Source organism: Sporolactobacillus pectinivorans (genome assembly GCF_002802965.1).
Lineage (GTDB): Bacteria > Bacillota > Bacilli > Bacillales > Sporolactobacillaceae > Sporolactobacillus > Sporolactobacillus pectinivorans.
Map to the genome: position 1 here is coordinate 1,699,377 of NZ_NXGA01000001.1, position 25,839 is coordinate 1,725,215.

A 25,839-nucleotide genomic window follows, 5' to 3' on the forward strand; every position below is an offset into this window, starting at 1 on the left:
CGGAACCAAGTTAGTCAATGGATCGCGAAATTTTATCTTATAGAGGCGCCAAGTTTCTGTTTGCTTTCATTTCTTGTCTGACTTTTATTGAAGGGCTGTGCATTATCAGCCAGTCGGTGTTTCTTGCCGGACTTGTTTCCGGCCTTTTTTCAGGACGGTCTTTTTTCTCAATGGGAAATCAGAGCGTTCTGTTTTTTATTGCTCTTGCTGTCAGATATTTTTGCATCCTTCTGATTAAAACAGTAACGTACAAATTTGCCGACCGCACCAGTTCTGATCTGAGAAAGGTGTTTTTGAACAGACTGTTTGCAGCCGGTTCAAAATCTGTAAAAAAAGAAGGCACGGGAACACTGGTTTCGCTCTCACTTGAGGGTGTTGCGCAAGCCCGCCAATATCTCGAACTGTTTATCCCAAAGATGGTGGCAAATGGCATATTACCTGTAATGATCCTTATATTTGTTTTCCTGAAAGATCCGCTTTCAGGCGTGATTCTTCTGGTGACAATGCCTGTGCTTATTGTATTCATGATCTTGCTTGGACTGGCGGCTCAGAAAAAAATGGACGACCGCTGGGTCTCTTACCGAATATTATCCAATCATTTTCTCGATTCACTGCGCGGGCTTCCGACGCTGCGCTATCTCGGCCTCAGTAAGATTCATGCGAAGAGCATTGAAAGGGTCAGCGACAAATATCGCCAGATGACTATGGGGACGCTCCGCCTCGCCTTTCTGTCCTCGTTTGCACTGGATTTCTTTACGATGCTCTCCATTGCTTTTGTCGCCGTTTCACTCGGCCTTCGGCTTGTGGACGGCCATACCCTTCTTGAACCGGCACTGGCTGTGCTGATCCTTGCTCCTGAGTATTTTCTTCCTGTCCGTGAACTCGGTCAGGACTATCATGCAACCCTCGACGGGAAAGAAGCGGCCCATAAACTCAGCAGTTATGGCAAATCTTCAGAGTCGGAATCTGCAGATCGTGAGAGCGATCATTTTTTTGAAAAGTGGAATACCCAGTCAGAACTGACATTTGAAAATATATCCGCAGTTTATAGTGATGGCCATGGAAAGAAAGCGCTGGACAGCATTTCACTCCATATTTCAGGCTTTGAAAAAATAGGTATTATCGGGGAGAGCGGTGCCGGAAAATCAACCCTGATCGACCTGATCGGCGGTTTTATCCAACCGAATTCCGGTTTAGTCAAAATTGATGGGAGGCCGGTTTCAACAGGGGATAGTGATTGGCAAAAACAAATCACGTACATCCCGCAGCATCCTTATCTTTTCAGCGGTTCGCTGAAAGAAAATATTGCTTTCTATGCACCCGACGCAACTGATCGTAAGATAGAATCAGCGGTTCAGGCTGCAGGGCTTGAATCACTTGTCGGCCGGCTTCCACATGGATTGGAAGAAAAAATCGGTTCCGGTGGCCGGGCGCTGAGTGGCGGGCAGGAGCAGCGCGTTGCTTTAGCGCGCGCTTTTCTATGCAATCGGCCAATCCTGCTGCTTGATGAGCCTACGGCGCACCTGGATATTGAAACGGAATACGACTTAAAGGAAACAATGATCCGGCTGTTTGAGGGTAAACTTGTTTTCATGGCGACACATCGGCTTCATTGGATGGAGCAAATGGATCGGCTGATTGTTATTAGCGGCGGAAGAATTGAAGAATCCGGCACTCAGGAAGAACTTCTTCATGAAAACGGTGCTTATACGGCTTTAGTTCGTTCACAATTGGAGGGGATACAATGAACGACTGGTTTATTCCCTATCTGAAAAAATATTGGCGCAGGTTCTGTCTGTCCGCTGTATTAGGCATCTGCGCATTGCTTTGCGCTGCCGGGCTGCTTTTCACTTCCGGCTATCTTATTTCAAAGGCCGCGCTCAGGCCGGAGAATATTCTGATGATCTATGTACCGATTGTCGGCGTCAGGACTTTCGGCATTTTCCGTGCCGTTTTTCAGTATGCCGCCCGTCTTATGAGCCACGACACAATCCTTCGCGTTCTTTCCAAGATGCGTTCGCGTCTGTATGCCAGGCTTGAACCGGCTGCTCTTTTTATTCATTCCAAGTTCAGAACGGGCGATATCTTGGGCATACTTTCCGATGACATTGAGCATTTGCAGGATGTATACCTGAGGACGGTCATTCCCGGGGTTTCCGCTTTGGTCATCTATGGTTTGTGGATTGCTTTTCTTGGATGGATGGATGCTTTTTTTGCCCTTTTGATGGGCTTGTACCTTTCAGTCCTGCTTGTTGTTTTTCCTTTGCTCTCTTTGATATGGACCGAAAAAAGCCGTGAACAATTTTCTCAGAACAGGCATCTTCTTTATGAAAAACTGACCGATGCCGTGCTGGGTGCGGGAGATTGGATGATGTCGGGGAGACAGGCCTCTTTTCTCAAAAATTATGAGGGTTTGGAGCAGCGGACTGTCTCAATCGAAAATCGTTTGCACAGGATTAGAAAATGGCGGGATTTTTTCAGCCAGCTCCTGATTGGAGGCAGTGTCATCGGCCTTCTTTACTGGTCGGGAAGTATGACTGCGGATGGACACATGGCCCGGACGCTGATTGCTGCTTTTGTTCTGGTTGTATTTACAATTTCAGAATCACTGATCCCTGTTTCTGAGGCGGTTGAACGCATCCCGCAATACAGGGAAGCCTTCGCTAGACTGTGCCAGATTGAAAATGAGCCGTTCGCGGAAAAGCATCGGAAAATTGATGAGAAATGGGCAGGCACGACAGAAAAAATAGATATTCATGCTGCGGGTCTGTCGTACAGATACAACAAAGATGACGACTGGGCAGTAAACGATATTTCACTGGATATCAGACAAGGGGAAAAGATTGCACTAATCGGCAGAAGCGGTGCCGGTAAAACCACGCTGATTCATTTAATCTATGGGGCACTCAGACCTGACCGGGGCGAAATCACGCTCAATGGAACTCCGGCGTATCTGATTGGGGCAGATATGCCGAAACAGATTTCAGTGCTGAATCAGAATCCCCACCTTTTTGACACCTCAGTCATGAATAACATAGCACTTGGAAATGAAAAGGCCTCGAAAGAAGAGATCATCCGTGCTGCGAAGCTGGTCGGTCTGAACACCCTGATTGAAGGACTGCCTGAAGGTTACCATACACAAATGCATGAAGCGGGCGATATTTTTTCAGGCGGCGAGCAAGAGCGGTTGGCACTTGCCAGGATTCTGCTTCGTCATGCGCCGGTCGTCATTCTTGATGAGCCTACGGTAGGGCTTGATCCGACCACCGAAAAGGATCTGTTGAAGACGATTTTTGAGACACTTGAAGGGAAAACTTTGATATGGATCACACACCATTTGACCGGTGTTGAAAAAATGGATCAAATCTTTTTTATGGAAGACGGTATGATTCGCATGCACGGGCCCCATCAGCAGCTGCTGGCGGAGAATCCGAGGTACCGCCGCCTGTATCAGCTTGACGTCCCGGAGCATCTGAAACGGACGCTGAAAGGTCAAAAAAAGTAAGCAGAAAAGGTCGATCTTGTCTTTTTTGAGAGGACATTTTATTAATTGACGATGACACGGAATTATTTTGAAGGGTTGAACAGGCGCTACAATTGATTTTGTTCATGCGTCTGTTTTTGTTTGCTTATTTTTATTTTTTTGATCTTGTGTGTATCCATTTCAACAACTTCAAATGAGACGTTCTCAAACGTCAGTGTTGACCCTATCTTGATATCGGGCTCTTCAGCAAGCATCCACCCGCCGATCGTATCCAGCCCTTCTTCTTCGATATTGATCTGAAACTGTCTGTTGACATGGGAGATTAGGAGCTTGCCGTCGACAATGGCATGGTCTGCGTCAATACGCTTGATGAGGGGCTCTTCACCTTCATCGAATTCATCCCGGATTTCCCCTACAATTTCTTCAAGAATGTCTTCAGCCGTCACAAGTCCGGATGTTCCGCCGTATTCATCGGTCAGTACGGCCATGTGCATGCTTTCTTTTTGCATCCGTTCAAGAAGTGTTCGGATCGGCGTGGTTTCAATGACCGAGAGCACTGGACGAATATAATCGTCCAGTGAGTGAATTTCCCTGGTTAAAATGTCTGTAAAAATATCTTTGATATTGATCATGCCAATGACATGATCTTTGTCCTCTTCAACTACCGGGAAGCGCGTGAATTTTTCATGATGTAGCATCTGAAGCGATTCCTCAAAAGGATCTTCTTTATAAATACAAACAATTTCTGTCCGAGGTACCATGATTTCTCTTGCCGTCCGTTCATCGAAGTCGAAGATCCGGTTCATATAGCGCAGCTCTCCCCGACTGATTTCTCCGCTTTTGAAACTGTCGGACAAGGTCAGACGCAGTTCACTTTCAGTCAGTGCTGAATCGTGCGTCGCGTCCGGTCGGATGCCAAACAGGCGCATAACACCGTTTGAAAGTGAGTTCAGCATCCAGACAAACGGAAAAAGCAGACGGTGAGTCCAGATCAGCGGATAAGCGACCGCCAGCGTGATCGCCTCGGTCTTCTGTATTGCAACCCCTTTTGGGGCCAATTCGCCGAGAACGACGCTGAGCATAGTCACGACAAAGAAACCGATCACCGTTGAAAGTGTCACAGTCATAGTGTCATTGAAACCTGCCCAATTAAAAGCAGGGCGAAAAAGATGGGCAACTGCGGGTTCGCCAATCCAGCCGAGCAGTAACGCAGTGACTGAAATACCGAGCTGAGTCGTTGAGAGGTATGAATTTAAGTCGTCAACAATTTTTTTCGACGCCTTAGCGCGTTTGTTGCCTTGTTTGATTAATTCATCCAATCGGGTCGAACGTATTTTTACGATGGCAAATTCTGCGGCAACGAAAAAAGCGGTCACGAAGATTAATAAAATAACCGTTAATAGCCCAAGGGTATGATCCAAATGAATCCCATGCATTAACTGGAATGCCTGGGTGTCACCTCCACCTGTTCTTTTTCTGAATTCGTTAATTAATACTATTATACATTAACGGATGCCCAATATTTAACTATGAACGGGTGAAATTAAAAATGCCCGGACGGATGTACTCCGCCGGACATTTCTACCGGAGCTTAGCAAATGAAAGCAGCGCCAACAATGATTAACAGGATGAATAGAACGACTATCAGCGCGAAGCCATTGCCAAAACCGCAGCCGCCGACTGGATATGAAGGGTAGCCCCCACAGCCGCAGCCGTCGAAACCACCATAAGCAGGATTTGACGGATAGCCGCCGAAACCAAAATTGCCCATTCAGGTCACTCCTTTATCACGAGATATGATATTCTATGACACCTCCGGGCAAATGGCGATGAATAAATGTCCCTGCAGCAAGAGATGTGCTTTCGCCCAGGTTTATTTTGCCCCATACTAAAGCAAGTTTTTTTGGGGCATGAATAAAGATGCAATGAAGTTACATTACAGTATGAAAAACGGGCTCGTCCCATAAAAAAGGATGATATTAATGTATCCATATTACCCCCTGTACGGCAAAAAAATGGTGATGAAAGAACAGCTGCTGTCCTTTCCTGCACAGCATCAGAATCGGCAGCCGGGTTTTGAATATGAGATGAACCCGCTCCCTATTTCAGAAAATCCGGAATACCGGGGAACCGGGAAACTGTCCGGCAAAATCGCGGTTATTTCAGGAGGAGACAGTGGGATTGGCCGTGCTGCAGCTCTTGCTTTTGCTAAGGAAGGAGCAAAGCTTTCGATTATTTACCTTAACGAGGATCAGGATGCAGAGTGGACGAAACAGCGAATTGAAACACTGGGCGGCGAGTGCCTGCTGATCCGTACAGATTTGAGAAATTCTGATGCGTCAAAACAGGTGATTGAGAAAACAGTCGGTCAATTTGGCGGCGTGGATATTATAGTTAATAACTGCGGTGTTCAATATGTGCAGCAAAGTTTGCTCGACATCAGCGATGAACAGCTTCTGACCACTTTCCAAACCAATATCTTTTCATTTTTCTACTTAACGAGAGCTGCACTGCCGCACCTTAAACCCGGCAGCTCGATTATCAATACGGCTTCTGTGACCGCGTATCGCGGCTCGAAAACTTTGATTGACTATTCTGCAACAAAAGGCGCTATCGTTTCTTTTACCCGCGCTCTTTCCCAGAACTTGGTCGAACAGGGGATCAGGGTGAACGCTATAGCGCCCGGACCGATTTGGACGCCGCTGATCCCGGCAACTTTTACTGCCGAGAACGTCGAAATTTTTGGTACAGATATGCCAATGAAGAGGCCGGGACAGCCTTTTGAATTGGCCCCGGCCTACGTCTATCTGGCATCAGACGATTCGAATTATATGACCGGCCAGGTGCTGCATGTCGGCGGGGGAGAGATGGTTGAATCCTGAGCTGAATTTTGTACCGGCCGCTCACGGTTTTGGGTTGCTTTTTTATTTGAATTGAGTGAATGAATTGAGGATGCGAATGTTGCACCTTTGCAAAGCCGGAAACAGCAAGGCTGTTTGCCGGTAAAATTGTTCAACCATTTTTCGGGAGCACACTGAGAGTGATGCTCTTTTTTTATAGTAGCTTGACAAGATTGAAAATTTCCATCACGCTTATTCGAGATGCACAATTTGGAGGATGAAAAATGGGGAAGATGGATGAACAGATCATTGTTGTTGAAAGGGCCCTTTTGTTTGGAAAAGGAACCGCCGCTGACCTGACTTTTCAGGGGACTGAGAAGTCTGAAACGAGAGTTGCCGGTCTGGAGAAAAGAATGGCGGAACATTACAAAATGATGCGGCGCGGCGATGCGGAAGAGAATCCGGCTTATAAACAGCCGATCCCTTATGCTTTACTGCGTAGAGGAGATACTTTTTTTACATACAGAAGGCTCGGTGGAGGCGGAGAACAGCGTCTTCATGGAAAATTGTCCATTGGTGTTGGTGGACACATGAATCGAGTTGAGGGTGCGCAGAACTTCAAACAGGTTTTATCAGACAATTTGCAGCGGGAATTGAATGAAGAATTGGTCATTGAAGGGGCAGGAGCTTTAAAAATCCGCACAATAGGCCTGATCAATGATGACGCGACTGAGGTAGGCCGTGTTCATATTGGTGTTCTCGTCGCCATTGATCTACCTGATTCGGCATCCGTTGACGTCCGTGAAAAAGATAAACTGGAAGGGAAATGGCTCCCGCTATCTGAACTTCAGGATAAAAAGGTATACGAACGAATGGAAAGCTGGTCGATTTTTGCTGTAGATGCGCTGACAAAATTATAATATCAGTCATTCAAAACAGCCGGAAGCAAAGTTGCTTCCGGCTGTTTTGAATTTGGTTTATCTGATTTTTTCAACGCGGATCTGAGGCAGCAGTTTAAGATAGTCATCCAGAATAACATGGGCCGTTTCAAAGGTCATGGCATTTGCGGCCGAAAGGGCAATGGATCGGCGCAGCATTTCATCAGGCGATAGCTGATCATGAAGGGAGACGCTCAAAGAGGCCACCATGGTGTCCCCGCAGCCGACCGTACTTATGACGGGGATTTCCGGCGCTTCTCCTCGCCAGACACCGTCTTTGCAGATGAGCATAGCTCCGTCTCCCCCGAGAGAAACGAGGATGTAGGGAAGTCCATCCTTGACCGATTTTTGTGCGAAAGTGATGATCTCTTCATTGCTGGCCTGCTCCATCCCCATTAGTTCAGTCATTTCACGACGATTGGGTTTAATCAGGTCGGGTTTTTCGTCAACCGCCAATTTAAGCCATTTCCCCGATGTATCGACGATCACATACTTACAGGACTGTCTTGCTGCCCGGATAAGGCCGCGAAAATAGTCCTCGTTTACGCCATTGGGCACGCTCCCGCAAATGGTCACAGAATCACTTTTTTCAGCAAGTACCTGAAATTGCTTCATCAGAGCTTTACATTCACCGTCAGTGACGGAAGGCCCTCTTTCAAGCAGTTCTGTGCGGCTGCCGTTTTTTTCAAACAGTTGGATATTAGTTCTTGTAGAACCAGTAATTGAAATGAAATGGTTTTCAATTTTTTCATCCTGAAAGCAGCGGACAAAAATACCGGCGACATCGCCACCCAGAAACCCAGTGGCACTGACCTGACAGTCAAGGTCGCGGAGAACTTTGGCAACGTCAATGCCCTTTCCGGCTGCGGATGCTGACAGAAGCTGCACCCGGTTTGTTTCTCCAATCGTTACAATATCTGTTTGCAACAGCTTGTCGAGTGCAGGATTCATTGTTACGGTTGTTATCATTCTTATCACCAACCCTTTACGGTTTATCGGGCAACACAGTCCCGATTTCAGTATACAGTCTTTACTATTGCCACTGTAATGATATTTATCTTGGAAAATGCCGATAAAACAGCAGGCGCCTGATCAGAACATGCAGGTCATAATATTTGTTATGAAATGGCCTCGGAAAGCAGAGCTTTTTCCAGATTCGTTATGAAAAAAATTTGATCTTGCAGTTAACCAATGAATAAATAAGGTATACTTAATATCTGGAGAAAAATTTTAAAAAGTACTACCCGGAAGAGGATTTCTAAAGGTTATATCCATCGGAAAGATGCTCGATTATGTGAGGAGTGACAAGGATGCAGAAAGTACGGAAAGCGATTATACCGGCTGCCGGGCTGGGCACAAGATTCCTGCCGGCAACTAAGGCAATGCCAAAAGAGATGCTGCCGATTGTTGACAAGCCGACCATACAATATATTGTTGAAGAGGCAGTCAGTTCCGGCATTGAAGACATCATCATTGTTACAGGCAAGGGCAAGCGGGCAATCGAGGATCACTTTGATAACGCTTTCGAGTTGGAAGAAAATCTTAGGAGCAAACAAAAATATAATTTACTTGATAAAGTTCGCCAGTCGTCCAAAGTCGACATATATTATATTCGTCAGAAGGAGCCACGTGGCCTTGGACATGCCGTCTGGTGTGCAAGAAAATTTATTGGAGACGAGCCGTTCGCCGTGCTGCTGGGGGACGATATTATCCAGAATGATCCACCATGTCTCAAGCAAATGATGAATCAGTTTGAAAAAGTCCAGTCAAGCATTGTCGCTGTTAAAGAGGTTCCCGAAGATCGGACAAACAGGTACGGAATCATTGATCCGTCGAGCCAGAAGGGCAGGCTTTACGATATCCGCAGTTTTGTCGAAAAGCCCCCTGTAGGGAAAGCGCCTTCCAATATCGCGATCATCGGGCGCTATATCCTCACACCTGCCATCTTTGATTTTCTGGGTCAGAAACAGATTGGATCGGGAGGAGAAATTCAGTTGACCGATGCTATCTCTCGGGTCAATGAACAAGAGAAAGTATACGGTTATGCCTATCAGGGAAAACGTTACGATGTCGGAGAGACGCTGGGCTTTATTGAATCCAACATTGAAATGGCACTGACCCGCGAAGACCTCAGGGAGGATATGCTTCACTATCTTGAAAACCTTCAAAAGCGCATTACATCTAAAAAATTTTGACAGATCATGTAGATTCTGAACAACTTGAAACGACCGGGATGATGACAGAATGGCGATAAACGGGCAATTTACAAAATTAAGCATTGTTGTTCCCTGCTATAATGAAGAAGCTGTACTCGATGAAACCGTCAAAGAACTGACGGAAATTATGGATCACATGATCCAGAACGGCAAAGTAAGCACGCAAAGTATTATTCTTCTTGTTGATGACGGAAGCGCCGATAAAACATGGACAATCATTGAAAAGATGACGCGGATAAATTCTTATGTCCAGGGCTTGAAGCTTAGTAGAAATTTCGGCCATCAGAGTGCGCTTATTGCAGGACTTGAAACGACCGGAAAATTCTCTGATTGCGTGATCTCAATAGATGCCGATCTTCAGGATGATGTCCATGCAATCTATGAACTCGTGGATAAATATCATGAAGGTTATGATATTGTATACGGAGTCCGTGACAAGCGCGATACTGATACATTCTTTAAGAGAAATACGGCACTCGCTTTTTACGGGATAATGAAGAGAATGGGAGTAAATCTGGTACCCAATCACGCAGATTATCGTTTGATGAGCAAGCAGGCACTGGATGAGCTGATGAAGTATCAGGAAGAGAACATCTTTTTGCGGGGAATCGTTCCCTTGCTAGGATTTAAAAGCGCAAAAGTCTATTATAATCGAAAAGAACGCTTTGCAGGCGTTTCAAAGTATCCGTTAAAAAAAATGCTGTCTTTTGCCCTTGACGGAATTACATCATTCAGCGTCGTGCCCATTAAGCTAGTGACAAGCCTTGGTTTTATTCTTGTATTAATTGGCATAGCCATCGGCGCTTATGTACTGATCGTCTGGTTCCTCAATCACACGATCAGCGGCTGGACCTCGCTGATTCTGTCTATTTGGCTCATCGGCGGTATGCAGCTGATTGCAATTGGAGTGATCGGCGAATATATCGGGAAAATATTCAAGGAAACGAAAGGACGCCCGAGATATACCATTGAGTGGAATACAATGAGTTGCGATAAAAACACAGCGGGGGATTATTTAAAAGATGAGTGAACAGTCTCATGCTTTACAAAAGAGAAAAGCTGACGCTGCAAAAAGACAAACTAAAATAATCAGGCAAGGGATCGTCTTTGGCTTCGTCGGCGTCCTGAATACAGGTGTTGATTTTCTGACTTTTATTTTGTTGACGCATTTTTTGTCAGTCTATTATCTGTTAGCCCAGACATTGTCCTATGGAGCGGGAATGCTGAACAGTTATTTGTGGAATTCTAAAGTGACCTTTTCGACTTCGAAAAGATCAAAGACGCGTTTTCTTAAATTCGTTGTCCTCAATGTCAGTGTCCTGGCCATGACACTTGTTGTGATGCATTTTTTACAATTCCTCCCTCTCTATGTGAATAAGCTGATCAGTACATTGATCGGGCTGGTTTTTAATTTTATACTGAGCAAGCTGTGGGTATTCAGAGTATAATCTGCTTTGCTCATGCTTTAAGTAATGAATAAGACTGCATTTTGCAGTCTTTTTTTAATATAAAATTATCCATTTTCTTAATCTTTCCGATCAAGCCTTCTGATTTTGTCCAGTTTATCTTGGGTTTTGTCCGGTTTCCAGTTACTTTTTTCTCATTTCTCAGCGCAATTTCACAATTGACGTTCTGAGCTAGCAGGATAATCAGTATATGTATATAAAATTAAAGGAAACAGCAGGCCTCTTTCTGTACCCAGGGACTTGCCGTTTCCTGTATCATTTGTTTTCCCTTTGATCCTGCTCCAAAATGACCTGGTCGAGTTTCTGAATGAGCTTTTTATAATAAGCCGGTTCGTAATGATTTGTCGACTGACCATAGGGATGGTTATATTGTCCGATATACCCGTATTGATTCAAATCAATTGTATGAATATGGGGCAGACGCTTTAACAAGTAGGATTCCATGCACTGGAAGAACATGTTGCTTCTTTTAACTAAATCCAGCTGATCGGTGAAGTAATGGACCTGATGGTTTTTATCGTAATAGCGGTTGGTCATTCGGGCTTTTTGCAGGATAATCCGTTCCTGCGGGAAAAACTGAACAATTTTCTCGGAAAAACGATCCGCCGCCGCCCGCCAGTATTTGAGAAACGTCTCCTCCTCATCATGGGAAATAAAATGCACCTTTCCTTGCAGAGACTGTAAAAAAGTGCGATTTCTCAGATAGAAACTGCCTGTAATCAGGTGCTGATCATCAAAGACAACAAGATCACGGACGGCATCCGGGTAAAGATCCAGAAGAAAATAGTCAGCATTCGCTTCTGAAAGTTCGGTGAAAAATAGTTTTTCAAAGTCACAGGCTATATACGCTTTTTCAATTGGCTTTCTATCTTTAAATAAAGTCTCAGGAAAGTGGACGGGCCCGCTCATCAGGCTGGCAATACTGGAATGAAACTGAGTGTACACGATATTATACTTTGATTTGTAGCCGGGATTGAAATAAGGATTCGAACCGAATGCGCCCCGCGTATAGCATGTCCCGAGAATCGCCAGCCTGACAGGAGCCTTTCGGAAAAGATTGGCACCAATATGATTCACGATCATGATTTTGAGCGACTCGTGGTGTGTACCCTTTACAACTGCGTCAAGCTCATCGGATAATGCCATGCAGGATGTTTCAATCGGCTGTTCATTGCCAATAAATAACGGCATCCAAGTTAACGCATTTGTTTTTGAATCTTGAATCTGAATCATCACTCTGAACTGAATGCCCTTGTCCACTTTATAAAGATTTTTCAAGCGGCTAACGGGAAAAGCAAGACTGAAGGATGACAAATGATAGTCGATTGTTCCTTCCAGTGAAAACCCCCGAAAACGATCTGCCCATATTTCCTCATCAGGCTCAATCCTTGCGCCAACGATTTTCCGATCAGCGTTGTTCGCACATGAAAGGATGAGTCGCCCCCCATGATCAAAGGCGCATGTTTTAAGATTCAGGAATTCGGGAATTCGCTTCACCCAAAGCCCGGCGCAATTTTTCTTATTGGTATACAATTTTGCCTGATAAAAAGTATTTGCCGATAGAACAGAGTAATCATCTTTCACAGCTGCTTTATCCATCAGTGGAAGGTAAAGCGAATCTCCATCCGATGAATTTTCAAGCTTAATGAAAAGATCCCACACTTCTTCATGGCGGATGTTGGCATCCGGGAAAATCGATTGCTTGTCAAGGCGGACAGTCCAGCTATGATCAGCGTTTAAGGCAATCGGAAAATTGGTTTCAGAGCTATAAAGGATCGAATTTTTATTGTCCCTTTTTCTAACTGACAGGGAAGCGGACGGAGTCCAATGGCTGTCTGTGCCAGTTAGATTCCCGCTGAGATTATAAATGTCGTCATTTTTCAACAACTGACGCAAAATCGCCGCCACAGTATTATTTTTTTTAACAGAAATGGACAGTGTATGCCTTGTATTTCCGTAGAAGGTGATCATCAGCAACCCAGTCGGAAGCGAGTGGCTTTCGAAGGCTTTAGTTCCCGACTGAATGTCAATCGGTTCTTTGTTATTGCCACTCATTAATAAGTAGCAGTCCCAAAGATCGAGGCTGTTCTGAAGCTTGGAAAGAAGTGACAAATCAATCTCTGCTGTGAAGCTGTCCCGTTTCACATTGCAGGGGATTTTAATGTCGCGAGGGATGAACAGGTCGTTCCCCTTAATCCGTTCTTCAAGCAGCAAAAATGCTTCACCTGTTTGCGGTTCACATTGTCCTTTAAGGATCACTTTGTTTTTGCCAAGAGTGTCTTTTATTTTCATGAGTATAGTATTCAATAATCTATCCCCATTTTTACATGTCGTCTCGAATTTATTGTACTCAACATGTTATTTTTTTAATTCAACTTGATCACCAGCAGGCACGCACCCAGTAAAATCAGCAGAACACCTGAAATTTTTCTTCGATTGATTTTTTCCCTGAGAAAAAAATACGAGAAAACAAGTGTCCAGATATACGTGATAGCAGTCAACGGATAGACAATGGTGTAAGGAAGCATCTTCAGAAGCCAGATATTGAGCAGTGCCCCGGAAACATAGAAAATGCCGCCAATGCCCAGGTTTACAAGAAAATACATAGAAAGCCCGATGCCCTTCATGGTGCAGCGTTTAAAAAAATATCCGCCCAGGGACCCGAACATGGTCATGATAATCAGGAGGGCTGCTTCAATCATCGTCTCCACCCCCGATCAGTGATGCACCGATGATGATAATCAGAATTCCTAAAATCTGCAAAGAAGTAAGTGTCTCTCCAAGGAACATACTGCCAAGAAAGATTGAAAAAATATAACCAAAACTAAGCAAGGGATGGAGAACTGACAAATCACCAAATTTAAAAGCAGCAATCATCAGGACGGCCCCGCAAAAATACAGCAAAAAGCCAATAATAAAATAAATATCCGGGACACTTCGTGATAGCTTCCACAGCATCTGTCCGGTGGCTGTGGAGAGGGCTGCAATAATAATCAATGCGATCCCTAAGCGGTTCTTGGCTACGGAGCGCATCATCAAGTTAAACATTTTGCTCACGCTTTCCAGCGACTATAGTGGCCAGGAGGAGAAAAGGAATAAACAGCAAGTAGTTGCTAAACAGATAACGTGGATCCTGGGCAGGTATAGCCGCTGCCATCGATCCCAGATTCAGGAATGCCGGCACGGCAGCAAGCAACAGTTTCCATTTACCTTTAAGCACGATGACGAACAGGAATACTGCCGTCAGATACAGATAAAAAGCCGGGAGCACAAAAATTCTGGCCAATCCACTCAGAAAAAGATTATTATAACTTTTAATTAAAGATGCAAGCCCAACGTTGGCATATTGTGTCCCGTAGGCTGAATAATGAAAAGGCTTATAGTGTACATGATCCTGTTTTATTGTTTTTGCTGAAAGAAAATACACCGGCCGGTAACTGCTGAATGCCTTGTAGCGGAATATCGGGCGCATCTGGTTCTGCGGAATATTGAGCTTGTAGACGAGTTGTTCCATGCTCAGAAAAGCACTTGTAGCCTGCTTCGGGTTTTGAAGAACGATCGAAGCCCAGTTTTTTGCGAAACCTATCGGATTTGTCCGGATAGGGGTTTTATTGAATCCCTTGTGGAATTTTACAGGATCCACCTGAGACGGCTGATAGACACGTTTCCATTCCTTTGCAGGGAAAATATGATTGAAGAAGCTCTTCTGAGACGGGCTCATCTTTCCGTTATCTTTAATAATACCGCCGATTTGCTGGATCGGAATGCCTAGTGACTCCGTTTTATCAGCCGGATAAACATGGTAGTAGCTGAAAATCGGACCGGTAACAATCAGAAAGGTAACCGCAGCGGCAATAAAAACGCCGTACATGCGCCAGTAATTTTTCCGGAAGAAAAAAGGAAAAATTACTATGGTAACGAGTAGAACCGGCCAGCCGTTATGTCTAAAGAAGATCAGCCCTGCAATGGAGAGGTAGAGCCCGATCAGATGGGCATATGATTTCAACCAAGCTCCTCTGGAGTGAATAACAAGGACCAGCATTGTCGTCAGCCAAAGGAGAAAATAGCAGTACAGAGTATCCTTCCATATGATCACCGAATACAAAGCATCCATCGGGAATAATGAAAGAAACAACCAACCGGTAATGACCAGCCATCGATTCGCGCCAAGCGATCTGAAAACATAAACGACGTATCCAACGATTGCGCTGACTGTAGTAAACTGAACAATCACAAATGCGGCCGGATTATCCCATACTTTTGTTGTCAGCAGTATAATCCACGTCATCATCACTGGATGCCAGTCATTAAAAAAAGTGGAGTGGGCCTGCTGCCATTGATTGACCGAATCAATGACCAGAATGCCCGGGTAAAAAGCCCAGAAGTAAATCAATGACACTGCCAGAGGAAGGAGGGCATAGATCAGCATGTATCGCTTTTTCTGGATCAACGCATCACTGTTCTTCGAAAAGGTCAAAAGCAGCCAGGCGACCGCTGAAACAAAAAAGAGTAAAAATAGAAATGCAGCAACGGAAACAGCTGCCGTTGCCAGTAAATAATATCCCCACAGGTGAAAGGAGGCCGGTTTCAGCGCAACTGTCATAATAAGTGACAGAACAACAAGGAAAACGAAAGAGAACATCCTGCCTTTTTTGCTGAGCAATCGATAAGGTTTAAAAAATGAACCGCTGACTATCCCGAAGCTGAAAATCCCTCCAGCCAGGATAAATAAAATCAATGAAACGAAGTGGATGTTCTGAAACGGGTGTGTATAGAAATAGGTACCTGTGCCGACAGACAGGCCTGCCAGTATGCTGATGGTAAGATAGAGTGAAAATTTATTGTTCATCCTTTCATGACCTGCTCTCTTTCACGTTTAAGTGATTCATGAATTTGATGCAAATCGACCTCATATTGCTTTCGGGCATTGTTGACGACCGTATCCAGTATGAGCCCGCAAACAAGCGAAAGCATGGCCATCATGACGAGTCCGACCGCAAGTATAGCGGAAGGTACTTTATATATATAATGGAACCTGAGAAATTCGAGTATGACAGGGACACCTGCGATTAGTCCGAGCAAGGTCAGAAAACCGGCCCAGATTGAAAAAAACTCCAACGGTTTGTAATCTTTAAACAGTGTAAAAATAGTTTTAATCACCTTAAAACCGTCGCTGAATGTATTCAGTTTGGATTCGCTTCCGCTTGGCCGGTCACGGTAATCAATCGGTAATTCCTTGACTTTAAAACGTTTGTCAAGGGAATGGATACTCATTTCTGTTTCAATCTCATACCCGGCGCTGGCAATCGGAAATGAGCGGACAAAGAGTTTGTTGAATCCCCGGTAGCCGGTCATGATGTCGTTGATGTTGCTTTTATAAAGGCGGTTAATCAGATTTCTGACCAGATTGTTGCCGAAATTATGAAATGCTCTTTTGTTCTCATCTTCATAAGCACCATTTGACAAGCGGTCCCCGATAGTCATATCTGCCTCACCGTTAATCAGCGGTTCCAGTAGATCGCGCGCCGCTTCGGCGGGATAAGTGTCGTCACCATCGACCATGATGTAATAATCTGCGTCAATGTCGAAAAACATTGAACGGACAACATTGCCCTTTCCCTGGCGTCTTTCTTCCACAACGTGAACGCCTTTTTCTGTTGCAATCACTTTGGTTTTGTCTGTAGAATTATTATCATAAACGTAAATATCCGATTCAGGCAGTTCATGTTTAAAATCATCGATGACCTTGCCGATTGTCAGTTCCTCATTATAGCAAGGAATCAATACTGCGACTTTCATGTTTTACACTCCCTATTTACCCCATTATCGTTTTGTATTATAGATTATAACATGTCCTTAAATGTAAAATATGTATATTTTTGAAACCTGTTTGAGATGGGCCAAATATTGTTTTATAATGTCGAATGACTGCACAAATTGCATGAAGAAGGCTCCGATTGAAAAAAGGTGCTGAGACGAACTTATACATCATTCAAAAATGGTTGAGAAAGAGGTTTTTGAATCATGAACTTACCGAAAATCAGCGTTATTGTTCCAATATATAATGTTCAGCAATATTTGGAGGCCTGCCTGGATTCGCTCGTTGACCAGACGTTTCAAAGCATTGAGATTATTATGATTAATGATGGCTCTACTGACAAAAGCGGTGAAGTGATGCATCGCTATGCTGATCGCTATGCGAATTTCTTAGCCTTCGATAAGCAGAACGGAGGGCTCGGGCAGGCAAGAAATTACGGCATGCAGTTTGCGAGAGGCGAGTATATTGCTTTTGTGGATTCAGACGACATTGTGGCATTTGACGCCTATGAAAAAATGTACGCTCTTGCTGAAGAAACCCATTCGGATATCGTTGTTGGCAATGTCATGCGCTTTAATTCCATGAAAACATATCCTTCTGTTCTGCACGAGAAAATATTTACAAAGAAAAAATTAAGCACTCACATCTCCCGTGATCATGAGCTGATCTATGATACAACAGCCTGGAATAAACTGTTTCGGAAATCTTTCTGGGATGAGAACCACCTCGTTTTCCCTGAACACATGCTTTATGAAGATATACCGGTGACTATTCCGGCCCATTACCTGGCCCGCGCTGTGGATGTTCTGGACGATGTGGTCTACTACTGGCGGTCCAGGGATTTTGGCGACCAGTCTATTACACAGAACAGAACCGATATCAGAAATCTGAAAGACCGATTAAAAGCCGTCGGTATGGTCAATGACTTCTTCACGGATCATCATATTGGGGGTTCGCTTCTGGCCGAGAAAGATTATAAGGTACTGAATACCGATTTATTGGTCTATTTGAACAAACTGACGGAGGCCAATGATCAGTATATTGATCTCTACTTCGATGAAGTTTCGCCGTATCTTAAGAAGGTTCCGGAAGAGGGTTTTCTTAAGCTCTGGCCTATCGACCGGATGAAATATTATTTCGTGAAAGAAATGGATAAGCAAAAAGTGCTGGCCTTGCTTCGGCTTCAGCAAAGCGGGGGAGTGGCAAGCCAGAAATTAACGCGGCGCGGCAGTCACTATTATGCAGAGTATCTGTACCATAATCTTGTACCTGAGTCCTTGCTGCTTATTGACGACAATTTGCAGGTCCAGCGTAAAACGCGCACTGCAAAATGGCAGGGGCATAACCTGAATATTTCGGGCTATGCCTATATTCAAAAGATTAATGTGGCACATAAGTGGGATGTAAAGATGCAATTTGCATTAGTCAATGAAGATACGGGTGCGAAAATTCCACTCAAAGAGTGCCGGCTGAGTCGAAACATTGCGAACACGATACAGCACGGTATCTGGGCCAGAAAAAAATATCTCCCGTTTTTATTTGTTAACAATTATAACTGGTCGGAAATCGCGGTATCTGTTCCTTTCAATCAGGCTCCGTTCGGTGAGCTTCCCTACGGCAGTTACTTTATTGAAGGAACAATTAAGGCCGGGGGATTGACGCGCTCTTTCAAAATGGGTTCTCCGGTAAGAGGAGAAAACCCGCGTCCTGATTCCATGTTTCAGTCCAATTATGTCATCCGGGTGGAGTACGGAAACAACTGGGATCTTCATATCGTTAAGGAAAAAATTGTGACGATCGCTGAAAATATTAATGTCAGCGGTTGTGCTCTGCAAATATCAGGGCGGACGGAAGATCCGGATCGTTTTCAAGGACTGGCACTAAAAAAGTTAAAAAGCGGCTCGTATCAGCACTTTGCCGGATCAATCAAACAGTCAGCTTTCAGCGGCGAAATACCATTGGCAACTTTCCAAAATGACAATGGATATGGTGAATGGGATACCTTCTTTATGTCTGCTGCCGGAAACGCAAAGCCCATCTACCAGCTAAAAAGCCGTGAAACAAAACTCGACGTTGGTTTTGCAGAAATAGAGGCTAAAACAAACCAAATCGGCCATTTGTTTATTAAAGTACGCCGCCTGGGTGCTGAACTTGTGAAGGTTGATCAAAAAGGAGACAAGATACAACTGACGGCGGCTGTACCCCCCTCTCTGGAGGATAAAGATATTAAGATGAGGCTGCAGTTTCTTTCTTCGGATCATCATGAATCCTTCTTTCTTTCTTTGGATGACGCGTATGCCAAAGATCGGTTCGGGCGCTCCATTCATTGCGGAACCCTCGACCTCAAGGGGACGATTGGAAAGGAGCTTTTAAGGCATCAGGCTTTTAATCTTTTCTTGGCGCTGGGGCCGGAGTCTAGTGAGGTTTTCAAGCAGCATCCGGTTTATTCGGATGACTTATTGCAGAGTGAAGTTGTTTATGATCGGAAGGTTTACGAATTCAGCCAGGATGCAGATCTGTCGACTGTGATGTGTGTATCCGCAAAGTGGGGATGGATCGAGCGCGGGAGGCTGCGCAGGGCAGTTTTGAGACGGCTCGTTTACCCCGCGGCACGGCTGCTGCCAATAAAGCGGAAGACGATTGTTTTCGAAAGCTACTGGGGCAAAAGCTATGAGTGTAATCCAAGGGCACTCTATGAATATATCGACAAAAACTATCCGGAATACGAAACAGTCTGGTGCTTGAATAATCCTCTGACACATGTTGACGGGCATGCAAAAATAGTTAGAAGGTATTCACTGAAATATGACTACTATCTGGCGAGAGCAAAGTATTTTGTCAATAACGTCAACTTTCCTACTTTTTACCGTAAGCGCGACAGGGCCGTTGAACTGCAGACAATGCACGGCACTCCTTTGAAGACACTTGGGCTTGACGTACCGGGTGAAATCAAACCTGGTAAGAACATGGAAGAGTATCTGGAAAAGAACAGGCGATGGGATTATTTATCTGTGCCAAGCGATTATGTCGCAAAAATTGCGGCAAGGGCTTTTAAACACAGGGCAGAGATTATCGAATCCGGCTATCCGCGCAATGATAAGCTGTTTTTTGATAATCGGCCGGAGAAAATAGCTGGAATAAAAAAAAGGCTGGGTATCCCGGTTGATAAAAAAGTGATCTTCTATGCGCCAACCTGGCGGGTGAAAAATTACTTCAAACTGGAAATTGATATCCCGCGGCTCAGAGAAGCGACGGGCGGTGATTATGTGCTTCTGGTTAAATTTCATCATTTTGTCGCGTCTGCCGTACTTCTTGATGAGGGAGAAGCAACAGATTTTGTTTTCAATGAATCGGATTATGACGATATCCGGGATCTCTATTTAATTGCGGACGTATTAATTACCGATTACTCATCCGTGATGTTTGATTTTTCTATATTGAACCGACCGATTCTTTTATTTACTTACGATCTCGAAAATTACCGTGACAATCTGCGCGGTATGTATTTCGATATTATCAAGGAAGCTCCGGGGCCGCTTTGCATGACTAATGATGATCTGATTCACGAACTCCAGTCGATCGGTCAGTTCAGAACAAATTATGGAGACAGGCTGAATGCATTCAGGGCAAAGTTTAATACCTATGATCAGGGAAATGCGAGTGAACAGTGCTTTAATGCATTGACGGGACATTTGGAAAAGTAAATGTACGATCCTTTGCGGATTAGACGATTCGAATGATCGGGAACCGGGCAATTGAGCTGCTTTTGTGGGTACTGGATGGATCTGAGTAGCATGAAAAAGCACATGGCGCCATGCGCTTTTTTCTTTGGGAAAAACTGAATGGTACAAAGTTAAAAAATGATATAAAAACTTTCTCATTATTGTGGCGCCCGGTAACGAAATTAAGGTATAGTACATTACAGGTTGAAAGTTCTGCCTGGCAAATCAAATTTGGTTCTCGGGATTGTCAATATTTAGAGAACCAGAGGAAAGAGTGCATGCCACAATGTCGGACGGTTACAGCATAAAAATCATCAAAAAGTTGGTTCATGCGATCCATGTGAATCTGTTTGCCGGCTTTTTATTTTTGTATGCATTTTTCATTATGCTTTTTTTTACACAGTCATCACCCTTCTTCGCTTTAAACAACTGGGATGATGCAAACGCCTTCTTTACTGTCGGAAAGGGAATGGCTTTAGGGCTTATTCCCTACAAGGATCTTTTCGAACAGAAAGGACCCTTGCTTTACGCCATCTACGAGCTGGGCTATCTGATTTCACATACAAACTTTTTCGGGGTTTATTTGCTTGAAAGCATGGCGATGTTTTTTGATTTGCTCTTAGCTTTTAAAATTGCTAAATTTTATTTGAATTGGCTGCCGGCTGCCCTCGTTTCCCTGTTTTTTCCGATACTGATTTTGAACCAGTCGGCTTTTTACTTTGGTGGCAGCGCCGAGGAGTTTGCCATTCCATTTTTGATACTTTTCCTGTACCTAATTCTGAGGCATTTTAAACTTTTTCACGGAAAACCATTCAGCAAACGGTTTTATATCGTCAGCGGGCTGATCATCGGCTGTATGCTTTGGATCAAATTTACTTTTCTTGGCGGCTGTATCGGCTTTTATATCGCGCTATTCATTATTCTTGCCGGCCAAAGGAAATGGAGAGAACTGGCTAAAGCAGCATTTTACACATTAATTGGTCTGGTTCTGTCGAGCGTGCCCTGGCTGATTTATTTTGGCGTCAATCATGCATTGAATGATTTGTTTGCTGTCTATTTTAAGTTTAATCTCTCAACCTACTCTTCACAGCTGACGATTCCCGATAAGCTGATCAACAGTGCTTTAGCCATCGGAGCGACGCTGAATAAAAATGTTGAAAGCAAGATCATGTTTTTAATCGGCATGGCAGATTTTCTGCTGACATGGAAATATTTTCGGTCGAGGGCGGAAAAATGGATGCTGTTCAGCATCGCTGTCGGCCTGATTCTCGGTGTCTATATCGGTGGAAGAGAATACGTTTATTACTTCCTGATTGTTACACCGTTGACACTTTTCGGCCTCATAGCGGTTGGCATGTTTCTCCAAAAGTCGAAACGTTTAATTCCTCATGACACGAGTGGTAAGGGAAAATGGATGACGATCATCTTTTTTGCCATAGTTACAATCTATCTGTGCTTCGGGTATAATACGAACATTCAGAGTTCCAGATTTATTGTCAAAAAGATGCCGGTTCAAAAGCAGTTTGCCGCAATTATTGACCGCCAGAAAAATCCGACATTGCTCAATTATGGTTTTTTGGATGGAGGCTTTTATTTAGCTGCTCATATTGAACCTGATGTCCGGTATTTCGAAAAGCAAAATATTGATCATACACTGTACCCTGAGAATATGAATGCACAGAACCAGTATGTACGCGAGGGAAAAACTCAGTTCGTTGTTGTCCGATCTGATATGCATTTGAATCCCGCACACATAAGAATTCCGGACATTCATAATTTGTATCACGTGGTTGCTAAACAGATTCAAATATTGAACGGACGGCCTTCCCTGTATCTTTTGTTCCAGAAAAATGCGAGATAGCCCCTGTTCGGCTGAATCGCAGCTAAAGAATTAAGAAAGTGAGTTTTCGATAATGTGCGCGTCGCCAAAGATCAGTATCATTGTTCCTATATACAACGTTGAAAAATATTTAAGAAAATGTCTCGACTCGCTGGCCGGTCAAACGATGAAGGATATTGAAGTGATTATGGTTAACGATGGCTCAACTGACCGAAGCGGTGAAATCATGCATCGGTATGCAGAAAAATATAGTCATTTTTTTGCTTATGATAAAACAAACGGGGGCCTTGGCCAGGCAAGAAATTTCGGAGTGAAGTATGCAAGGGGAATTTATATTGCTTTTGTCGATTCGGATGACCTTGTTGTACCTGCTGCCTATGAAAAAATGTTTTCAATGGTTGAATCGACACATTCTGACATGGTTATTGGCAATGTCATGCGTTTTAATGGTTATAAAAAGTTTCCTTCTGTTCTTCATCAACGATTTTTTGCCGGAGATAAACTGTGCACCCATATCACCCGTAATCCCGGACTGATTTATGACACAACAGCCTGGAATAAGCTGTACAGAAAGTCTTTCTGGGAAAGCAACCATTTCTCTTTTCCGGAAGGGATGCTTTATGAGGACATTCCCGTTACATTTCCGGCACATTATCTGGCTGGATCAGTGGATGTTCTGGATGAAATTGTCTATCTTTGGCGATTCAGGAACTTCGGTGATCATTCAATCACACAAAACAGGACCGATATCAGCAATCTGAAAGACCGTCTAAAAGCTGTTGAGCTGCTGAATAATTTTTTTGAGGATCAGATGATCACAGGCGACCTCTATGAGGCAAAAGATTTTAAACTGCTAAGCCTTGACTTCCTGCTTTACTTGAACAGGCTCCCTGAGGCTGATACCGCATATGTCAATTTGTTGATGGACTATGTATCAGATTATCTAAGCGAGGTACCGGAGAAGGTGCTACTCAGGTTAAAGCCGATCGAGCGGATGAAGTATTATTTTGTAGCAAAAATGGACAAAGAGAAACTATTCCAGCTGATTAACTTTCAGAAGAGTGCCGGTTTCCGCAGAAATAAAATCAGCAGGCACAATGATGGCCATTATTATGCAAACTATCCATTTCACGATTCTGTTCCTGAGAAACTGCTTATGGTTGATTATAATCTGCAGGTCATACATGGAATAAGAAACGTTACCTGGCGGCGCAGCGATCTGATGGTCAATGGTTACGGCTTTATTGAAAAAATAGATGTGCTGCACAAAAAAGATGTAGCTATGAAATTTGCGCTCGTCAGCGAGGCAACCGGTATGACGTGGCCCATCGACCGGATCCGTGTCAATAAATCCAGGATGAATTCAATCAAGGCGGCGTTTTCCGGCAGACTGCGGCGTCCGCATTTTGATTTAGTCTATCATTACGATTGGTCTTCCTTCTCTATGCGTTTGCCTTTTGAACGGCAGCCCTTTGATAGCCTGCCGCCCGGGTCGTACATCATCAAAGGAGAGATCACGGCAGGCGGGTTGGTGCGTTCGTTTGTCGTTGGGGGCTGGTTCGGCAAGCAGGATGTTTTTAGGAATATGGGCGATACGGGTAATGTAATTCACATTAAGTCCGGTGGAAGCGGGAAACTGTATCTTATAAAGGGCGAGAAAAAAGCTCAGCAAGCAGAAAAATGTTAACTTGAGTCACTTTTCTGAAATTCTGGGAACCGGTTGGATTGGGACAGATTGAAATTCCATTAGTAAAGAATTATAATTGCCTAATAGCTAAAATAGGGTTTTTGGCTGAGGTGAGGCGATAACTACTGCAATGCAGGCCTCCTGAGAATCAAGGATAACTGGGAGAGATCATGAATGAAAAAAGTATTAACATATGGCACTTTTGACTTGTTGCACTATGGCCATATCAATCTGCTTAAACGGGCAAAGGAGCTGGGCGATTATCTGATTGTTGGGTTGTCGACCGACGAATTCAACGCGATGAAGCATAAAGAAGCTTATCACAATTATGATCACCGTAAACTGATTCTTGAAGCCATTCGCTATGTTGACCTCGTTATTCCGGAGAATAACTGGGAGCAGAAGATTGGGGACGTAAAGAAGTATAACGTCGATGTGTTTGTCATGGGTGACGATTGGAAAGGAAAGTTTGACTTTCTTAAAGACTACTGTAAGGTTATTTATCTTCCCCGCACTGTAGGCATTTCGACAACAAAAATCAAGCAGGATCTTTTTTCAGTTAAAAATGATTAGAGAATGGTTGATCAGTGCCTATCTTTTCCTCTTTCAGTCTCTGTTTATCCTGTGTAAATTGTTTCCGCAAAAAGAAAAAATAGTTTTTGCTGTTTCGTTCAGTGACAATTCAAAATACTTGGCTGATGAGTTTCAGAAAGAACATGTAAAAGCTGAACTTGTTTTTCTCTGCAAAGGGAATTGCGTGGCAGATTTTCCAGAGGAAAAAGGAAAATCAATTCCTCTAGAGACGCCCAACCCCGTGGCGTTGCTGCGTGCCGCCTATCATTTGGCTACTTCCAAACTCGTGTTTGTGGACAATTATTTTGGCTTTCTCTCCGTTGTGAAATTCCGGAGAGGCGTGAAATGTATTCAAATCTGGCATGCCGCAGGGGCACTGAAGAAATTTGGATTGGAAGACCGGTCGGTGCGCCTGCGGACCAAAAGAGCTAATCGGCGCTTTATTAGTGTTTATCAGCACTTTGACAAAGTAATTACGGGCTCAGATATTATGGCGGAGATTTTCAAACGCTCTTTCGGAGTGACAGAAGAAAGAATTCTTCGGACAGGAATTCCGAGGACGGATTTTTTTTATCAATTGGCCAGCCCTGATTCTGCTGTTTCAGTAAAACGACGCGAGGACGATCAAGATAAGCGTGTAAAAAAAGTCCTGCCATTTCTTGAAGGCACCTTGGCTGATAAAAAGAAAATCTTGTATGCCCCGACTTACCGGGACGGGGAACTGAGCGCCGAGAAGATCCATCTTGATCTGGAATTAATGAGAGAAGCATTGGGCCGGGATTATGTGCTCCTCCTCAGGCTGCATCCCGCGGTTCATAAAGATTTCGAAATTCGCGGTCAGGATAAAGCGTTCGCTTTTGACTGTTCTGCTTATCAGGACGTGAATGAACTTCTTCTGGTCAGCGATATACTCGTGACCGATTATTCATCGCTGCCCGTTGAGTACGCGCTGTTGAAAAAACCGATGATTTTTTATCCATACGATTTGGATGACTATGGAAAAGAAAGAGGCTTTCAGACGGAATACATGGACTGGATACCCGGACCGGTTGCTTTCACGACGCAGGAGGTTATTCACCTGATCAGGCAGAATGACTTTGATCTCAATGCCATCGCATCTTTTTCGTCACTTTGGAATCGTTATTCAAAAGGCTGTTCAAGCAGGAATGTTGTTCAGTACGCTATTAAGAGCTGTGGTTTGCTGCAGTGAGCTGCTGCGGTCTTTGATCAATCATTATCAGCTAAAGAGGGATTG

General features: G+C 44.1%; 19 protein-coding genes and 1 pseudogene. 12 read left to right on the plus strand and 8 right to left on the minus strand.

Translation table 11 applies throughout. The features are described 5' to 3' along the window. Positions 1 to 17: 17 nt before the first annotated feature. Both cydD and cydC read left to right on the plus strand, forming a co-directional pair. A complete protein-coding gene (gene cydD / locus COP04_RS08125) occupies positions 18 to 1,748 on the plus strand; it encodes a thiol reductant ABC exporter subunit CydD (RefSeq protein ID WP_100487508.1) in 1,731 nt (576 codons plus the stop codon). Then, positions 1,745 to 3,505, plus strand: a complete 1,761-nt coding sequence (gene cydC, locus COP04_RS08130; RefSeq protein ID WP_100487509.1) for a thiol reductant ABC exporter subunit CydC — start codon at positions 1,745 to 1,747, stop codon at positions 3,503 to 3,505. The genes cydD and cydC overlap by 4 nt, the downstream gene beginning before the upstream one ends. Positions 3,506 to 3,591: 86 nt before the next feature. Here cydC and COP04_RS08135 read toward each other — a convergent pair whose 3' ends face one another. Beyond that, positions 3,592 to 4,905, minus strand: coding sequence for a hemolysin family protein (locus tag COP04_RS08135; RefSeq protein ID WP_100489599.1), 1,314 nt, complete (start codon positions 4,903 to 4,905; stop codon positions 3,592 to 3,594). Positions 4,906 to 5,075: 170 nt separating this feature from the next. Continuing rightward, positions 5,076 to 5,153 (minus strand): annotated as a pseudogene (locus COP04_RS20240) (YjcZ family sporulation protein); the annotation flags it as partial. A 313-nt stretch (positions 5,154 to 5,466) separates the two neighbouring features. Here COP04_RS20240 and COP04_RS08145 point away from each other — a divergent pair. Together COP04_RS08145 and COP04_RS08150 are read left to right on the plus strand one after the other, a co-directional pair. After that, positions 5,467 to 6,366, plus strand: a complete 900-nt coding sequence (locus COP04_RS08145) for an SDR family oxidoreductase (RefSeq protein WP_100487511.1) — start codon at positions 5,467 to 5,469, stop codon at positions 6,364 to 6,366. A 242-nt stretch (positions 6,367 to 6,608) separates the two neighbouring features. Then, a complete protein-coding gene (locus COP04_RS08150) occupies positions 6,609 to 7,244 on the plus strand; it encodes a hypothetical protein (RefSeq protein ID WP_100487512.1) in 636 nt (211 codons plus the stop codon). Positions 7,245 to 7,301: 57 nt separating this feature from the next. Here the strand turns inward: COP04_RS08150 and pfkB are convergent, their stop codons facing one another. Then, positions 7,302 to 8,231 carry a 1-phosphofructokinase gene (gene pfkB / locus COP04_RS08155; RefSeq protein WP_100487513.1) on the minus strand — a complete coding sequence of 310 codons (930 nt, stop codon included), beginning with the start codon at positions 8,229 to 8,231 and terminating at the stop codon, positions 7,302 to 7,304. A 341-nt stretch (positions 8,232 to 8,572) separates the two neighbouring features. Here pfkB and galU point away from each other — a divergent pair, with 341 nt between their 5' ends. From galU to COP04_RS08170, 3 genes are read left to right on the plus strand one after another with little or no spacing between them, the layout of a single operon-like run. Beyond that, positions 8,573 to 9,457, plus strand: coding sequence for a UTP--glucose-1-phosphate uridylyltransferase GalU (gene galU / locus COP04_RS08160; protein ID WP_100487514.1), 885 nt, complete (start codon positions 8,573 to 8,575; stop codon positions 9,455 to 9,457). 49 nt (positions 9,458 to 9,506) lie between these two features. Further along, positions 9,507 to 10,508: a glycosyltransferase family 2 protein gene (locus COP04_RS08165; RefSeq protein ID WP_100487515.1), complete on the plus strand. Its 1,002-nt coding sequence runs from the start codon at positions 9,507 to 9,509 to the stop codon at positions 10,506 to 10,508. After that, a complete protein-coding gene (locus COP04_RS08170; RefSeq protein WP_100487516.1) occupies positions 10,501 to 10,926 on the plus strand; it encodes a GtrA family protein in 426 nt (141 codons plus the stop codon). The genes COP04_RS08165 and COP04_RS08170 overlap by 8 nt, the downstream gene beginning before the upstream one ends. 273 nt (positions 10,927 to 11,199) lie before the next feature. On the opposite strand, the gene COP04_RS08175 is transcribed toward COP04_RS08170, so the two are convergent. Genes COP04_RS08175 through COP04_RS08195 form a run of 5 tightly spaced genes read right to left on the minus strand, consistent with a single transcriptional unit; the run spans position 11,200 to position 16,743 of the window. Next, complete coding sequence (locus tag COP04_RS08175) at positions 11,200 to 13,251, minus strand: DUF6270 domain-containing protein (protein WP_100487517.1); 2,052 nt, start codon at positions 13,249 to 13,251, stop codon at positions 11,200 to 11,202. Between the two features lie 59 nt (positions 13,252 to 13,310). Next, on the minus strand, positions 13,311 to 13,646 hold the full coding sequence (locus tag COP04_RS08180) for an EamA family transporter (RefSeq protein WP_100487518.1): 336 nt from the start codon (positions 13,644 to 13,646) through the stop codon (positions 13,311 to 13,313). Further along, a complete protein-coding gene (locus COP04_RS08185; RefSeq protein WP_100487519.1) occupies positions 13,639 to 13,992 on the minus strand; it encodes an EamA family transporter in 354 nt (117 codons plus the stop codon). Before COP04_RS08185 ends, COP04_RS08180 begins: the two co-directional genes overlap by 8 nt. After that, positions 13,985 to 15,793, minus strand: a complete 1,809-nt coding sequence (locus COP04_RS08190; RefSeq protein WP_100487520.1) for a DUF6020 family protein — start codon at positions 15,791 to 15,793, stop codon at positions 13,985 to 13,987. Before COP04_RS08190 ends, COP04_RS08185 begins: the two co-directional genes overlap by 8 nt. Further along, positions 15,790 to 16,743 carry a glycosyltransferase family 2 protein gene (locus COP04_RS08195; protein ID WP_100487521.1) on the minus strand — a complete coding sequence of 318 codons (954 nt, stop codon included), beginning with the start codon at positions 16,741 to 16,743 and terminating at the stop codon, positions 15,790 to 15,792. The genes COP04_RS08190 and COP04_RS08195 overlap by 4 nt, the downstream gene beginning before the upstream one ends. Before the next feature lie 225 nt (positions 16,744 to 16,968). Here COP04_RS08195 and COP04_RS08200 point away from each other — a divergent pair, with 225 nt between their 5' ends. The 5 genes from COP04_RS08200 to COP04_RS08220 all read left to right on the plus strand — a co-directional run bounded on the left by COP04_RS08200 (position 16,969) and on the right by COP04_RS08220 (position 25,794). After that, a complete protein-coding gene (locus tag COP04_RS08200) occupies positions 16,969 to 20,466 on the plus strand; it encodes a bifunctional glycosyltransferase/CDP-glycerol:glycerophosphate glycerophosphotransferase (RefSeq protein ID WP_100487522.1) in 3,498 nt (1,165 codons plus the stop codon). Between the two features lie 304 nt (positions 20,467 to 20,770). Beyond that, on the plus strand, positions 20,771 to 22,345 hold the full coding sequence (locus COP04_RS08205; protein ID WP_239984807.1) for a hypothetical protein: 1,575 nt from the start codon (positions 20,771 to 20,773) through the stop codon (positions 22,343 to 22,345). Between the two features lie 52 nt (positions 22,346 to 22,397). Then, complete coding sequence (locus tag COP04_RS08210; protein WP_100487523.1) at positions 22,398 to 24,011, plus strand: glycosyltransferase; 1,614 nt, start codon at positions 22,398 to 22,400, stop codon at positions 24,009 to 24,011. A 174-nt stretch (positions 24,012 to 24,185) separates the two neighbouring features. Next, positions 24,186 to 24,584, plus strand: coding sequence for a glycerol-3-phosphate cytidylyltransferase (tagD, locus tag COP04_RS08215; RefSeq protein WP_100487524.1), 399 nt, complete (start codon positions 24,186 to 24,188; stop codon positions 24,582 to 24,584). Further along, positions 24,577 to 25,794, plus strand: a complete 1,218-nt coding sequence (locus COP04_RS08220) for a CDP-glycerol glycerophosphotransferase family protein (protein ID WP_100487525.1) — start codon at positions 24,577 to 24,579, stop codon at positions 25,792 to 25,794. The genes tagD and COP04_RS08220 overlap by 8 nt, the downstream gene beginning before the upstream one ends. Positions 25,795 to 25,839 lie beyond the last annotated feature (45 nt).